The 15,203-nt window shown below is 56.7% G+C and carries 14 protein-coding genes; 2 read left to right on the top strand and 12 right to left on the bottom strand.

Annotated features, from left to right (window positions below; genetic code table 11):
- Window position 1 precedes the first annotated feature (1 nt).
- From ACZ47E_RS23820 to ACZ47E_RS23765, 12 genes are all read right to left on the bottom strand, one after another.
- Window positions 2-787: a sugar phosphate isomerase/epimerase family protein gene (locus ACZ47E_RS23820; RefSeq protein WP_022563237.1), complete on the bottom strand. Its 786-nt coding sequence runs from the start codon at window positions 785-787 to the stop codon at window positions 2-4.
- Complete coding sequence (locus ACZ47E_RS23815) at window positions 784-1,818, bottom strand: hydroxyacid dehydrogenase (protein WP_022563236.1); 1,035 nt, start codon at window positions 1,816-1,818, stop codon at window positions 784-786. Before ACZ47E_RS23815 ends, ACZ47E_RS23820 begins: the two co-directional genes overlap by 4 nt.
- Window positions 1,815-2,984: an SGNH/GDSL hydrolase family protein gene (locus ACZ47E_RS23810; protein ID WP_022563235.1), complete on the bottom strand. Its 1,170-nt coding sequence runs from the start codon at window positions 2,982-2,984 to the stop codon at window positions 1,815-1,817. The genes ACZ47E_RS23815 and ACZ47E_RS23810 overlap by 4 nt, the downstream gene beginning before the upstream one ends.
- 15 nt (window positions 2,985-2,999) lie before the next feature.
- Window positions 3,000-3,749, bottom strand: a complete 750-nt coding sequence (locus tag ACZ47E_RS23805; protein ID WP_022563234.1) for an SDR family NAD(P)-dependent oxidoreductase — start codon at window positions 3,747-3,749, stop codon at window positions 3,000-3,002.
- 19 nt (window positions 3,750-3,768) lie between these two features.
- Window positions 3,769-6,099: an alginate lyase gene (locus ACZ47E_RS23800; RefSeq protein ID WP_022563233.1), complete on the bottom strand. Its 2,331-nt coding sequence runs from the start codon at window positions 6,097-6,099 to the stop codon at window positions 3,769-3,771.
- Between the two features lie 70 nt (window positions 6,100-6,169).
- A complete protein-coding gene (locus ACZ47E_RS23795; protein ID WP_034497518.1) occupies window positions 6,170-7,699 on the bottom strand; it encodes an extracellular solute-binding protein in 1,530 nt (509 codons plus the stop codon).
- Between the two features lie 60 nt (window positions 7,700-7,759).
- The gene (locus tag ACZ47E_RS23790; RefSeq protein ID WP_006697906.1) at window positions 7,760-8,641 is read right to left on the bottom strand and encodes a carbohydrate ABC transporter permease; all 882 of its coding nucleotides are present in this window, start codon (window positions 8,639-8,641) and stop codon (window positions 7,760-7,762) included.
- Between the two features lie 10 nt (window positions 8,642-8,651).
- Window positions 8,652-9,581 (bottom strand): ABC transporter permease, encoded by a 930-nt coding sequence (locus ACZ47E_RS23785; RefSeq protein ID WP_022563231.1) that lies wholly within the window; start codon window positions 9,579-9,581, stop codon window positions 8,652-8,654.
- Complete coding sequence (locus ACZ47E_RS23780) at window positions 9,578-10,693, bottom strand: ABC transporter ATP-binding protein (protein ID WP_004446116.1); 1,116 nt, start codon at window positions 10,691-10,693, stop codon at window positions 9,578-9,580. The genes ACZ47E_RS23785 and ACZ47E_RS23780 overlap by 4 nt, the downstream gene beginning before the upstream one ends.
- A gap of 34 nt (window positions 10,694-10,727) precedes the next feature.
- Complete coding sequence (locus ACZ47E_RS23775; RefSeq protein WP_004446114.1) at window positions 10,728-11,516, bottom strand: FCD domain-containing protein; 789 nt, start codon at window positions 11,514-11,516, stop codon at window positions 10,728-10,730.
- A 155-nt stretch (window positions 11,517-11,671) separates the two neighbouring features.
- On the bottom strand, window positions 11,672-11,992 hold the full coding sequence (locus ACZ47E_RS23770; protein WP_162747006.1) for a hypothetical protein: 321 nt from the start codon (window positions 11,990-11,992) through the stop codon (window positions 11,672-11,674).
- A 347-nt stretch (window positions 11,993-12,339) separates the two neighbouring features.
- Entirely contained in the window at window positions 12,340-13,221 is an 882-nt protein-coding gene (locus tag ACZ47E_RS23765; protein ID WP_022563228.1) for a LysR family transcriptional regulator, read from the bottom strand.
- Window positions 13,222-13,343: 122 nt separating this feature from the next.
- Here ACZ47E_RS23765 and ACZ47E_RS23760 point away from each other — a divergent pair, with 122 nt between their 5' ends.
- Together ACZ47E_RS23760 and ACZ47E_RS23755 are read left to right on the top strand one after the other, a co-directional pair.
- Complete coding sequence (locus ACZ47E_RS23760) at window positions 13,344-14,393, top strand: hydroxyacid dehydrogenase (protein WP_077985887.1); 1,050 nt, start codon at window positions 13,344-13,346, stop codon at window positions 14,391-14,393.
- Window positions 14,394-14,425: 32 nt separating this feature from the next.
- Window positions 14,426-15,109, top strand: a complete 684-nt coding sequence (locus ACZ47E_RS23755; RefSeq protein ID WP_022563226.1) for an RraA family protein — start codon at window positions 14,426-14,428, stop codon at window positions 15,107-15,109.
- The last annotated feature ends 94 nt before the right edge of the window (window positions 15,110-15,203 follow it).

Genomic DNA, 15,203 nt, shown 5'->3' with positions numbered 1-15,203 from the left:
CCTATCGCCACCAGGCGCGCGCTGCGATCAACGCGTCATCCAGACGTGGCAGTTCGGGATGCCAGTGGCGCTCCCATTCGAGACTGAGAGGGAGGTGTCGGTCATTCGATCCGACAAACGACAGAAGATCCGCCATGGGGAAGTTACCCTGGCCTGGAAGCACGTAATGGCGTCGGCCGTCGTCTCCCATCTTGCTGTCCTTGACATGTAAATGAACGACATTGTCGACAATATCAGGCCAAAGGCGCTTGATATCGGAACCCTTGGCCCAGGTGTGATGGGTGTCCCATAATATCAGGGCATTTGGCACAAGCCTGATGAAGGTAGAGAGTTGCGTTGCATCCGCTAGAGCATCATGGGTTTCGATCATCAGATCGACATTCAGCCCCCGTGATTGCCGGTCGACCTGCCATTGATCGAGCACTGCACCTGCACGTGTCATCTCGCCGGTCGTCAACCGATTTCCGCCGTCAAATATCCTGAGATGTGCAATGCCTGCCGCTTCCGCCCACGCAATGAAGGGCTCAACGGCAGACATATCGTCGCTATCAAACAACCGGATCGATGTATTGAGGGCCGTGACCTTGAGGTCACGTTGCGCCAGAAACGCAGCAAAGATTGAAGGGCTGCCAAACTCACCCTCCAGTGCCGAAATCAGGTCGACGGAACCGCAAAGCGTGCGCAATTCCACGGACGAAATACCGTGCCGTTTCGCCAGGTCAGCGGTTTCATGCAGGTTGAGTTCAGAGCAGCCAAGCGTGGAAAAACAATAGTTGAAAGCCCTCATGCCATGCGCTCCATGTCATGTTTGCGAACGGGGTAGAGCGGTGGAAGACCCGCAACAAAGCGCTCGATTTCAGTGATTGCGACATCAGAAAGCGCGCGCAATTCATTGCCCAACGCACCGGCGATGTGTGGGGTCAGCACGACATTCGGCAAGTCGTAAAACGGGCTGTCGACCGGTAGCGGTTCGGGTTCCGGCGTATCGATCAGGATCCGCAGGCGACCGGATCGCGCCTCTGATAACAGTGCTTCGTGATCGACCAGCCAGCCACGCGCCGTATTGATGAACACCGTATGGTCGGCCATCAACGCAAGCTCTTGCGCACCAATCATGTGACGGGTTTGCGGCAGGATCGGTGCATGCAGCGAGACGATGTCGGACCATGCGAGAAGCGTATGCAGTTCCATTTTTGTCGAGCCAAGTTCCGTTGCCTCAACCGCGGACAGGAATGGGTCATAAACGCCGATTTCGAAACGGCCCCGTGTCAGCATATCGATGACCAGTCGCCCGATGCGGGAGGCACCGACAATGCCGACCTTGCGGGAATAGCTTCCAAGCCAGGGCAGGTTCATGCCACGGCGGCTGCCAAACCCACCGGTGCCGCGCTCAGCCCGGTGTTCATCTCGCAGGCGAAACACGTCCTTGCTGCACATGATGATGGCCGCATAGGTAAATTCCGCCACCGGCACGGCCATGGCAGGCGCTGCGGTTGTCACCAGAATATTGGAGTTGTCCCAGAATTCAGCAGGCGCGACGACGCGAACGGATGATGCCGCATAGGCCAACATCTTGAGGTTAGGTGCTCGGGCAAGGCGTTCTTTTGTCAGCGAAGGTGTCCCCCAGGCCGCCAGCAGAATGTCGGCCTCGGCCAAAGCCCGGCGACCTTCCTCCGTGTCGAAGTCCGTATAGGGAAATCCGTCAACGATATCGGTCACCGCATTCAGTCGCGCCCATTCGCGCGCGCCGAAAAACCCTTGCGGAAGCTCGCTGCGCATGGCGATCAGCAGCTTCGGCTTTCCACCACCCTTGCTCATGCACACACCGGACTTGAAACGGGCCGTACATCAATGCGCGCAATATCGATGCTGATCGGCTTTGAACCAGCCTGCAGCAGGACATCAAGATATAGCTCCGGCGGTGCAGCACCCGGCCGGAGTTTTAACGGCGGCGTCCGCAAAGCACCTTTCCAATGTGTATCAGGGAAGGGGAATACTGAGCCGTCTTCGGCACGAAAGGGACTTAGCGCACATGCCTCTTGCCCTTCCTCGGCAATATCTTTCAAACGTAGTGTTACGCCGAGAATGCCTGAATGCGCTGGCACGTCGATATCGCAGATTGCCTCAACCCAGTTACCGGTTCCAGGATGCACAATCTGCCCACCAAGACGGTGGCTTTGCTCCAAGCTCTCTGTCAGAGTTTTCGCGGACATTTCGGTTGCCAGATTGCCGGTCGGGTTGTTGACGGCGTCGAAACGATCATCTCTTGGCAAAACGCGGTCTGCCGCACGCGGCACAATGTTTGCGAGATAGCCTGCCAGCAGCTTGCCGACGGCAAAGGCACCGCGCACCGAAAAATGCGTTCCATCGTCGGAGTAACCGGGATAGGGCTCTCCAAACTCGCTGTTCGGATCGACCCATGCTGCGTTCCAGTCGAATACATGGCAATTGGCGTGACTGGCGGCAAATTCAGCACTCTGGCGATTGATCCAGTGTGCCTTTGCGCGTTCGGAGCCATGCGCCGGCCATTTACCCACGCCACGCGCCAGAATGGGCAGCAGAACGACCGTCTTTCCAGCCGCCAGTAAAGTGGACGCAATCCGTGCTCTGGTATCTGCAATTGTCTGGCGCGTTTCCACCATCATATCGTTGGTGCCGGCATCCAGCAGGATCAGATCGAAATCTGATTGCAGCAATCGCGGCAGTCGTCGTTCGATTTCGATCGCCTTCTGGCCAGAGACACCGAAGTTGAGGCCGGCAAAAAACCGGCTGACGCCCGGCCGATTGCTCGGCTCCCAGCCCGCTGGCACCGATGGATCGTGATGGACCGGGCAATGCAGCCTGCCGTGAGACAGAACCTCGGCCCAGCTCATCCAGCCGCGTGCCGATGTCGCAAGCATCCTGGCATCGCCAATGTGGTTTTGCTGGACGAGCGACGTGCCAAGAATGGCAACGCGGCTCGCTCTCGGTAACGATACGGACATGGTTTTACCAGGATATCAGGAGAACAGGACGCCGCCATTGATGTCGTAGCAGGCACCAGTGATGTAAGCGGCATCATCAGATGCAAGGAAGGCCACCAGACCGGCAACGTCCTCACTCGATCCTTCGCGCTTCAACGAAGTCGCACCGGCCACTTTTTCACGTACTTCGGGTTTGGTGAAGGTGTCGTGGAACGTGGTCGAGATCATGCCCGGGCAAACTGCGTTGACGCGAATATTGGGACCAACTTCCTTGGCGAGACCACGTGTGAAGGTCATTACCGCACCCTTGGATGTCGCATAAGCCAGGGCGCCGGGACCGCCGCCGTCACGACCGGCTTGCGACGAGAAGGTCACGATGGAACCGCCTTTTGCCATCTTCGGCACGGCTGCCTTGGCGATGAGGAAAAGCGACGTTAGATTGACATCAAGAACCTGATGCCAGAAAGCTTCGTCCATATCGGCCAGAGATTTCCGGGCAATCAGACCGCCTGCCACATGCACCAGACCGTGAATGTCTCCGAACTTGTCGGTCGCACCGGAAATCGCAACCTCTACATCGGCCGCCTTGGTGAGATCGGCCTTGATGGCCAGTGCCTCGCCACCGAGCTTCTTGATCTCGGAAACGGCCGATACTGCACCTTCCGCCGCGCCGTTATAGGTCAGCACAACATTGGCGCCTTCCCGAGCAAACCGGATAGCGCATGCGCGACCAATATCACGACCTGCGCCTGCGACGACGACCGTTTTGTTTTTGAAACGTAGCATTATGGAAACCTCGTATTGATTAGAACTGCTTGGCAAGAGAGAGTTTGAAGCGCTCGTCATCGACATCGCTGAAGTAGATGTCCGTCGAGAAACCCTGATCATCGATGAAATTGAAAATACGCTTGGGTTCGCTCAGGATGTAAGGCACCAGAAGAGTGACCAGACGGTGCCGCGTTGCTGCCGGCACGGTCGCGCAAACGTGGTGATGAATTTCGAGCCCTTCAAATTCCTTCGGGTCGATACCCTGGAAACCTTCAACGGCGGAAATCTGCGGTGCGCCAGAGGATGAATAAACAAACTGGCCGTAGAAGCCGGCTTTTTTGCCGGTGTAACGAAAACTGGAACGGCCGGTCTGGGGGGCACCGATCGTGTGGCAAAGCCATTGCAGTTCCTGTGGCTCACTGCACTCAACCTCATCGACGAACACAAAATAGCTGTCGTTGACGAAATGGATTTCTCGCTCTGCCTTGAGCACCAACGGGTTTGCAACCTGATAGGCCGCCGTTGCATCGCCGACGATTTTGATATGGCCAGGTTGCTCGTCTACCGAGACGATACGCCCGGCTGCACGCCGCGCCAGCGCCTTGTCCTTTTCGGCATATTGGCCTTTGCCACCGATCAGCACCGCATTTTTTGACCGGGTCTGACGGCGCCAGTTCACATGCATCTGTGAATTGAAGGCAACGTAATGACCGGATTGGATCGCGAGGTCTTCGCCGTAGGCGTAAAGCACAAAGGCGTTCTGATCGCCGTGGCTGTGGCTCAGCGAACCGTAGGGACTGGACTTGAATACGAATTGCAGATGCCGGTCCGGATCTTCCATGTGTTTCTGGATTGTCACCCAGCCAATATCGTTGAACACGGAAAGGGCTGGAAGATCGGTCGGCGCAACGGCCGCCACCTGCTGGTAATCGTGACGATAAACGAGATCGTCGAAATTCAGGTCCCACCAGCCGTAATTGTAGAAGGCCATTTCTGTGCCGGTGGCATCCTGCTTAATGCGATCGAAATACCATTGGTAATGGCCATTGCCGGTCACACCAGCAAACTGGCGCACATTGTAACCAACCTTCAGACCGGGCAGATCGCCCATGGTGGAATCGTCACCAAAATTGGCGCGACGTGTTCCGGGCGCCTTGGTGTAGAGAGGGAACCGGCCGGTGTTCTGGAAGAAGGGGCGCTGATAGAGATCGTAACCGATATAGGACCGGATCAGGTTGGCCGCTTCAATCAGATAGGCCATGCCAGTCATCCAGTAGTGCGGACCTTCGGCCCAACCACCATCGGTGCCAGCCCATGGAGAATAAAGTGTCGACAGGAACTCAACCGTATAGTCGAGCCATTCGCCGCCTTCGTCGCTTTCACCCAGCAATGAAATGCAGGCAGGTGTCAGCACGGCAGACAGGGAGCGTACTGCGTGGCTGTCATAGGGGAAGACGTGGATACGCGCATGCGAGATCACATGGTCAGCGACCTCACGCGTACGGCGCAGCAGAACGGCTTTGACCGTTTCGCGCTCTTTCGCACTCAGATGGTCGTAAAGCCAGTCATATCCCCAGGCCAGTGCAACAACGACACGAAAGGCGGCTTCATCATTATAGGCGCGGGAGGTCGGGCCAGACGGATCCCAGCCCGCCACGGTCAGCAGCCAGTCACGCGACCTGTCGAGCAGGTCTTCCCGCCCCAGAACACGTCCCGCAATCGCCAGATGGCGAATGGCATAAATCACTTCCTGGCAATCAATATACATTTGCCGCCACAAGGTCGCGACGCGGACATTGTTGGGGTAGGGTTTCGGTTCCAGGATGATCGGCCGGTCCAGCCAGGGCTGGACAGATTTTTCGAAAAAGTCAGACCACCCGCAATGATCGGCATCCTTAGCAACAGCAGCCGAGAAAGCTTTCAACTGGTCGCCATTCAGCCAGAGCCTTGGATGGCTCGTATGGGCGGCGGCACGTCGCGCCGCCCGGCCGGGTAACGGGGTTTTTGGCAATGCGGCAGTGATTTCGAAGCCCCGCGCCTTGCTCCAGTTGGAAAGAGGTTGCCGTGCATTCTGGTCCCAGAGCGCGTAGCTCCAGTGATAGTGGCCATCCTCCAGCGCCACGTCTGGGGTGAAGAAATTCCAAGCCAGATCTTCAAACACAGTTGTCTGTGCGTCAGGGAAATTGGGGTCAGTCGAGATGCGCAGCACATAGCGCGCACCATCATCAATATCGGGAAGCCAGGAAAAACGTGGGGGATTTTCGGTAGGCGGTAATTGCTCACTCGGCATGTAGCCAATGGTCAGGGAACCTGGGCGCGGTTCATCGAGATGAGCTTGTCTGGCAATCGCCGAGGCAGAGGGACGCATTGCGCTCTAACTCCTATAAGAACAAAGAGAGGAGATGGCGGCGACAGGGCCGCCATCACAATAGCCTGATTTATTGGGCCGATTTGTACTGACGGTCGTAGGCTGACTGCATCATCTTGATGACCTCATCGTAACCGAGTGCCGTCAGCCTTTTCTTGTAGGCATCCCAACCGGCATCGACGTCCTGCGCACCAAGGATCCAGGTTTGCTGCATCTCGGTCATGTATGTGAGAATGCTCGGCCAATAGCGGTCGAAGGTTGCCTTTTCCTCGGCGTTCAGCGACACGCCCATGAACTCGTCCTTAAGGCAATTGCACTTGTCGTACATATCGATACCTTCAAGCGCGATTTTGTTGGTCCACTGGCGTTCATATTCGTAGTCCATCCAGTAGCCGCGCGGTACCTGCGCACCCACAGCCCACAGCTGGGCATTAACCGGGTCCTTGTTTTCAAGAACTTCCTTTTTGAACTGCGGTTTGCCGTCGACCATCTCATAGGTCAGGCCTTCGACACCGAAGTTCGACAGGACACGGCCTTGCTGGGAGAACCAGAAATCGAAGTACTTGATCGTTTCGACCGGATGTTCATTGGCGGCCGAGATCGCCCAGCCAACCGGCTGAACACGCAATCTGCGGGCATCTTCGAAACGTTGACCGGAGACGGTCTTCGGCGGCAACATTGGCTTCAGCGCGAAACCTTCGATCTTTGGCGACAGCGCGTCGTTATAGGTCGAGGTGCTGGCGAACCAGTCATGCGTCATGCCGCCGAGATTGTTGCCTAGAAGATATTCACGCGACCGGGCGCCCCGCGTGAAGATTTCCTTGTCGATCAGGCCTTCCTTGTACCACTTGGCGACGTTCGAGATGCCGGTCCTGTAGTTTTCTTCAGCCCATGGATGGCGCAACTCGCCGTCATAGACGGCAAAGTCACCATAGCGTTCAGAACCTGAAACCCGGGCATCCCAGAGATTGATAAGGCGAACCGCGTCGATCTCTTCACGGGCAAAATACGGTACTTCGTCCTTCTTGCCGTTGCCATTCGGGTCCTTGTCGCGGAAGGCTTTCAGGACCTCATAGACTTCTTCAGGCGTTTCCGGCTGTTTCAGTCCCAGTTTGTCCAGCCAGTCCTGGCGGATGAACCAGCCACGGGAGTATTTTCCGTCCGGCACGTAAGGAATGAAATAGAGCTTGCCATCCGGTCCGGAAATCGCGTTGCGGATATCCTTGTGGCTGTCAAAGAATGCCTTGAGGTTGGGGGCGTGTTCCTCGATCAAATCATCAAGCGGAACAAATGCACCTTCCAGCCCGTAACGAATGAAGTCTTCCTTCAGGCCGCCCGACGCATCACCGCCGACGATGTCGGGAAGGTCACCCGAAGCGATCAACAGGTTGAAGGCATCGCGGCTGCTGGTGGTTGCCAGCGATGCGACGTTGCGCACACGGATATTGGTGATCTCCGCAGCCTTCTGCTCCACCGGCCACTTTTCCGAATAGACGTATTTGTCGCGGAAGTGGAAGTGGATCGTCAGCTCCAACGGGTCTTCTGATATTTTGCCCGTATCTTGCGCGAAGGCCGGCAAGGCCATTGTCGCTGCAGTCATCAACGCCAGAAGGGGCGTGCCTTTTCGCAGTTTTCTCACAGGTTCTCCTCCCTTGTGCAGCTACTCTTTGACCCCGCCCAGCAAAATTCCCTTTGTGAAATACTTCTGGGCGTAGGGGTAAATGATAAGGACGGGGATGATCGACGCGATCATGATGGCGGAGGTCACCGTCTCGAATGAATAATGGGCTGTGAGCAGGCTCGAAGCGAACTCGTCGTTCGAATTGAGGTCGACGATGACGCGCTTGAGGTAGACCTGCAGCGGGATTTTCTCCTCGCCACGCAGGAGCACCATTGCCCAGAAATACCCGTTCCAGCGCGAGACGATGCAGAACAGCGCCACCGTGACGATGGCCGGTTTGGAAAGCGGAATGAATACTTTCCACAGCAGTTGCAACTCGCTCGCGCCGTCCATCTTGGCGGCTTCCTCGAAGGATTTCGGCACGGCTTCGAAGAAGTTTCGCAACAGGATGACATTGAAGGCGCTGGCCGCGAACCCGATGATGATACCAAAGCGGCTGTCGAGCAGGCCGAGATCCCGCATGTTCAGGAAGAAGGGGATCATGCCGGCATGAAACCAGAGCGTGAAGGCAATCGCGATATTGAAGAACGTGCGACCGCGCAGACGCTTGCGTGACAATGCATAAGCGCCCGGGATCATGATCAGCAGGCTCATGAATGTACCGCCGAACGTGTAGATGAACGTGTTGCCGTAAGCGATCCAGAACATCCTGTCCGAGAGGACATGTTCATAGGCCGCCAGCGTGACATCGACCGGCCAAAGGGTGACGCGACCGGCAGTCACCGCGGCCCCTGAGGATATCGAAACTGCTGCGACGTAAATGAACGGGTAAAGCGTCGACAGAACGAATAGCCCTAGAAGAATGGCGTTAGCCCAGCCAAAAATCCTGTCGCCACGCGAATAGAGATTGAAACTTGTCATTTTCAGTTCCTCACCAAAGCGATGTCGACGAGACTCGTCGGCTGATGCGGTTTGCCGAATAGACCAGCACGAAAGCGATAACCGCATTGAACAGGCCGGCGGCCGTTGCCAGGTCGTACTGGGTACCTTGCAGACCGGTGCGGTAGATGAAGGTCGAAACGACGTCGGCAGTCTCGTAGGTGGAAGGGCGGTAGAGAAGAATGATGTATTCGAAACCGACCTCGACCAGATTGCCAATGCGAATAATGAGCATGATGACAATCGTGGGGAGAATGCACGGTAGCGTGATCCGCCACATCATCTGCCAGCGCGAGGCTCCATCGACCCTCGCGGACTCGTAAAGGGTTGGGCTCACACCGGCGATTGCTGCCAGATAGACGATCGATTCAAACCCCGACTCCTTCCAGACCGACGAGCCGATGAACACAGGCCGAAACCATTCGGGCTGCGTAAGGAAATATATCGGTTCAAGCCCGATGCCCTTCAGCAGAAGATTGACGATGCCGATGGATGGGGAGAGGAAATTGATGACGATACCCGCAACGATCACCACGGAGATGAAGTGGGGCAGGTAAACGATCGTCTGGGCCCAGCGCTTGCCGATTTCGCTCTGAACCTCGTTAAACATCAAGGCCAGAATGATGGGGACCGGAAAAGCGAAGATGAGGCCGAGGCCACTGATGGTGATGGTGTTCCAGAATGCACGAACGAACATGTCATTCTGGAAAAGCTCGATGAAATTCGCAAAGCCGACCCACGGACTTTTCTCGATGCCACGGAAAATCGAAAAATCCTGAAAAGCGATGACCAGGCCGTACATCGGCTTGTAAAGAAAGAGTGCAAACCAGATGGCCATGGGGGCAAGAAGCAAATAAAGCTGCCAGTCACGGCGCACATCTTGCCAGAGCTCGTGTAGCGACTCCTGAAGATACTGTCTCATGGCCGCGCCCTGCCGGCGGCCTTGAGAGATCTGCCGCTTGCGGCGTCAAAAACATGGATGCGCGCCGTATCGATACCGAGCCGGGTAACGCCGTTTAGCGAGTGATCCGCATAAAGCGTTTCGGCTTTGGCGATGAAGGACTGGCCATCGGCCTTCCCGTGCAACAGTGCCTCGGCACCAAGCGGTTCAACGAGGTCGATGCTGCAATTGAGCACGTCCTGTCCATCGGCCACTTCTACGGACATGATTTCGGGTCTGATGCCGAGTTTCACCGGCTGGCCTTGCACCGCGTTCCGGGCAAAGGCATCGGGGATCGTCAGGCTTTGTCCGGCATCACCCGTGAGCACGGCTTTGGCGTAGCCACCCTGCTTGTCGATTGTCGCGTCAAAAAGGTTCATGGGCGGAGAGCCGATGAAGCTGGCGACAAAAACATTCGCCGGCTCAAGAAAGACTTCCATCGGCGAGCCGACTTGCTCGATATTGCCGCGGTTCATGATGACTATACGGTCGGCCAGTGTCATCGCCTCGACCTGATCGTGGGTCACATAGACGCTCGTCGCCTGCATGCGCTTGTGCAGCTGCTTGATTTCAGCCCGCATATGGGTGCGCAGCTTGGCATCAAGATTGGAAAGTGGCTCATCGAAGAGGAAAATCTTGGGGCGACGTACGATCGCGCGCCCCATGGCAACACGCTGACGCTGCCCGCCCGACAGGTCGGCTGGCTTACGTGCCAGATATTCCGTCAGACCAAGGATTTGGGCGGCTTCGGCAACGGCCTTGTCGACCACATCGCGCTTTTCACCGCGCACGCGCAGGCCGAAAGCAATGTTCTCGGCGACGTTGAGATGCGGATAAAGCGCGTAGTTCTGGAACACCATGGCGACATCGCGATCTTTCGGGGCGATCTTGTTGACCACCCGCCCATCAATCGCGACGGTGCCGCCGGAGATATCCTCAAGACCTGCGAGCATGCGCAGTGTGGTGGATTTTCCGCAGCCCGAGGGGCCGACGAGCACGACGAATTCTTGCGGTTGAATGGAAAGGTTGATGCCATGTACGACTTCGAGAGCACCGTAGCGCTTGACGACGTCGTTGATTTGAACTGCGGACATGAAAGGCCCCTCCTCAAAAGCCTTGAATGTTCAGTCAGGCAGGGGCCTTGGCTCCTCTTGACACACGCTTCCTGGTGACGCGCGTATTGACCTGTTCGATGAAGGTCCAGATTTTGGGGTTCTTGGAGAGCTCTGCGATTTTGGATTCCAGCGATCCCAGATGACACTGTATGGCGTCACGCGCTGCCTCGACGTTGCCAGACTCGATCGCATTCACGATCGCATCGTGCTCTTCGATAACCTTTTCCGTGCGACGTACAGCAAATACCCTTTTCAGGTGGCGCATGCGGTCCATTTCACCTTTGGCCTGATTGACGACGCTCCAGGCGCCGGGCAGGCGAGCCGCTGCAAAAATCGTGCGGTGGAATTCCTCGTCGAGCAGGAAAAAGTCAGTAAACTCTTCATCGGCCGCGGCGGTACGCTGCTGCGAAAGACAGGTCTTCAGGCGGGCGATATCTTCAAGTGAGTGCCGCTTGGCAGCCTCTATCACCGCGCCTTCTTCAAGCTTGAAGCGGATGAAACACGCTTCCATGTAACGCTGCACGTCGATCGGCGAGATATAGGTACCACCCTGCGGTACAACCGTCACGAAACCTTCCTCTGCAAGGCGAATGATCGCCTCGCGCACCGGCGTCTTGCTCACATGCAACAACGCCGCGATTTCCTTTTCGGACAGAGCCCGACCCGGCAGCAGCTTCACTTCCACAATCAATTGGCGAAGCAACGCGTGGATCCGATTGGTCATGTTTCCCTCAACCGGCAAGTCCTGCGGCGTCACAAGATCGGACAGAGGCAAAGATGGGAATTCAACGGTTTTAGACATATCAATAACCAAACTGAGATATCAGAATCTAAGTTGACATATCTGTTGATTTTTCGAAAGTCAAGCTTGTGATGAGGATGGAGATGTCGACCTACCCACAATTCATCCGGATTTTCTACGGAAAGCATCTTCACCCGCAGGGGCTAACACCTTGATTAAAAAACTTTTTCAGTCCGCCTGTGAATGGCTCGAAATATTCCATCCCAAAGCAGGGCGTCCGGGAAAGTTTGAATATCCGGCACAGTTGTTCGGGAGGCTTCGACACGTTTGATCGCTGCAATCGAAGCTGGCGTGGATTCAGGCGCTGGCTGAATTCGCCACAGCAAGGTTCGTTGACAAGCTGATTTTGGGCCAGCCAACATCAGTTCCGCCAACATTGCTTCCTCAACCTTGGCTCCTTCGAAGCATGGAGCAGAGGCCCATCTTGAAGACGTGCGATCACAGCGCGCGATGATGCCGTCCAGAGGCAATATCAACGTTCCATCCATCGTACGTGCGGCGTTCTACCGGTTGATGAAATACAAAAGTCCCGAGTCCTATTGCGGGAAAAGGACGCTTAACAAGAAAGTGGATATCCAATCAGGAAATCAATTGGATCTGGATTAGTCCGCCGGAGCGCTTGGTTCGAATCTCGACAAGTGTTGATCTATTGGCGTTCGAGAGCTCCTCGCCGGATGTCTATTGAGGAATATTCGCGAAAGCATGAAGCGCCACGCCAATCTTCTGAGCCGCAGCGGCGAGGCGTTCATCCCTCGTCCACAAGCTTGATCGTCGATCGGGGAGGATTGAGGTCAACCGATGGGCATCAGTATGCCAGCGTCAGTCAACGGGCTATACCGTACGGATCGCTAAGCCTGCTCAAGTGCTGGTGCAGCCGATCTATAATCGCGACGCGCGTCCCGGCTCGCCTTTGCACGAGCCCGATAGGCCGAAATATCTGCGGCTCACCAAATGGCGCCGAGACAATCGGCACAGCGATATCTCTAAGCGCGATCCAGGGCACCACGGACACGCCGAGACCATGAATTACGCAAGAGACCACCGACGCGATCGTGTCGATCTCGGCTATCAGGTTCGGGGCGACGCCGGTTTTTGCAAGCTCGGTCTCGATGATCTGGGCCAATCTGAACCGACTGTTGAACCTGACATAAGGCATGGTCGACAGCATGTCGATGCCGGACATTCGGGGAGTGCCCTTGGGAGCGATCACGAGCAGGGGTTCGTTGATAAAGGGGTGCCACCTTAGCGCTGAAGGGATTCCAGAGTACTCGGCGACCATCGCGCAGTCCAGGCGGCCGGACAGGACGCCGCTCATCAATTCATCTGTATTGGCGACCTGTAGCTTGATCCTGAGATCAGGATAATCTGCCTTGAGGGCGACGATTGAGAGAGGCAGGAGCGAAAGCGCACTTGAGCGAACGGAGCCGATTGTGAAGGTCCCGCTGATGGCTCTGCCGGAAATCGTGTCAATGATGTTGTCTGCATCACGCACCAGAGTACGTGCTGCTTCGAGCATCTGCAGCCCATGGCCGTTAAGCGTGATCGGCCGGCTCGAGCGATCGAAGAGTTCTCCGCTGACCTCTAATTCAAGTGCCTGCATTTGCTGACTGACTGCGGATGGGGTCAAACCGACGGCCTCAGCAGCCTTTGCAAAAGTTCCGTGCTCAGCGATCGCGATGAAGGTCTTCAGTTGCCGCGTATCCAAACCATCCTCCGACTAATTAAGATTCTCTGTTCATCTTGGCCAGAATTATTCGCTTTAATCAAGAGAGGCTTATGTTAACTTCCGCTCAGGAGACGCCAGGAGGAGCTTTGGCGTATGGGAGGATGGCTACGCTGCGCGCTCAGCGCTCGCGTCCTCGCGCATTCCAGTTCGAGGTACGCATGGGAAGCCGAAACATCCTGGTCACTGGACCAGCCATCAACGAACAAGCAGTCAAGCTGATCGCCGAGAACGGCTATCACGTGTCTTACGTTCCCCCTTACACGAGCGAAGACGACCTGGTCCGGATTGTGACGGAACTTGATCCTGTCGGCGTGGTGGTGCGCATGGGGCGGTTCGGCTCCGCAGCGATTGAAGCCGCGCCTTCGCTACGTGTCCTTTCCAAGCACGGGGTTGGGGTTGACAACATCGACGTGGACGCCGCGTCTCGCCGCGAAATCCCCGTTGTCGTCGCCGCTGGCGCAAATGCGCTTTCGGTCGCTGAACATGCGATTGCACTACTTTTTGCCGTGGTAAAGCGGATTGTGCCGCTCGACAGCAGCCTGCGCGCTGGGCGCTGGGAGAAGGCGGGCTTTGCTGGCAAGGAACTGGCTGGCATGACTATCGGCCTTGTCGGGTTCGGCGCGATTGCTCGGCAAACTGCCTTGTTCGCTAAGGGTTTTGGCTTGAAGGTCCAAGCCTTCGACCCCTTTACAGATGAGGCGGCGTTTGCCGAGGCAGGTGTCCGCCAGGTGACTGATGTCGACCGCCTCCTCTCCTCGTCGGATATCTTGAGCCTGCACTGCCCTTTGACGCCCGACACGCGGAATTTGCTTGATGACCGCCGGCTCGGCCTGATGAAGCCGGGATCGTTCGTTATCAATACAGCCCGGGGCGGCCTGATCGATGAGGATGCCCTTCTTCGCGCTGTCGAAAGCGGACAGATTGCCGGGGCCGGGCTTGACACGTTCCAGACAGAGCCTCCTGGAGACAACCACCCGTTCTGGCAGAATCAGCGGATCGTCGTCACGCCGCATATCGGCGGCGTAACCCAGGAGGCGAACGTTCGCGTCGGCGTCGATGCCGTCGAGGGCATTCTTGCGATCGTGGAAGGTCGTGAGCTTGGCCGCGAGAGGATCGTGAACCATCGCGCGCTGGCAAAGACACCTGCCTGAAAAAGACAATCAAGATCATCGAGGAGAATACGTTGACTATAGGATTTAGGGTTCGCAACAGGGACAGGATCGTCGAACAGGAATGGATCGACAAGTTCAGGGAGCTTCCCGTCGCCAACATCAGCGATAGCATGCACCGCATGTACGCGGGCGGCGCTCAGCTTCGCCCGATGCACCGCCACGGCAAACTTGTCGGCCGCGCACTGACCGTCAAAGCGCCTCCGGGCGACAACCTTATGCTCCACAAGGCGATGGACATGGCCGTGGACGGCGACGTCATCGTCATGGATGCCGGCGGCGACGTGACCCACGCCCTGATGGGGGAGATGATGCTCGACTACGCTCATCGCCGCGGTGTTGTGGGCTTCGTTCTCAACGGTGCGATCCGCGATGCGGATGCGTTTCTCGAAATGAACGTCCCCTCCTACGCGGTCGGCGTGACCCACCGTGGCCCCTACAAGAACGGCCCAGGCGAAATCAATACGCCCATTGCCATTGGAGGAATGGTTGTGATGCCGGGCGACCTGATCGTAGGCGACGCGGACGGGGTCGTCGTTGTTCCGATCGACGATGTGGCGGAGGTTTACGAACGGACGGTTGCCAAGCACGCCGCCGAGCAAAAGCAGATCGAGAATATCAAAGCTGGCACGCACAAGCCGACTTGGTTCAACGACGCCCTCGTCAAGGCCGGATGTGAGCTACCGCCGACTAACTGAACGAAGCTGGCCGATGTTCCGGAGGGGAAACGTCGGCCGGTCACCGAGACCTTGGACGGTACCGTCCAAATACAAACTATCCTGGGAGGATAAG

Source organism: Agrobacterium sp. 5Ca39, from assembly GCF_055382365.1.
This window is presented reverse-complemented; position numbering and strand designations above follow the sequence as displayed.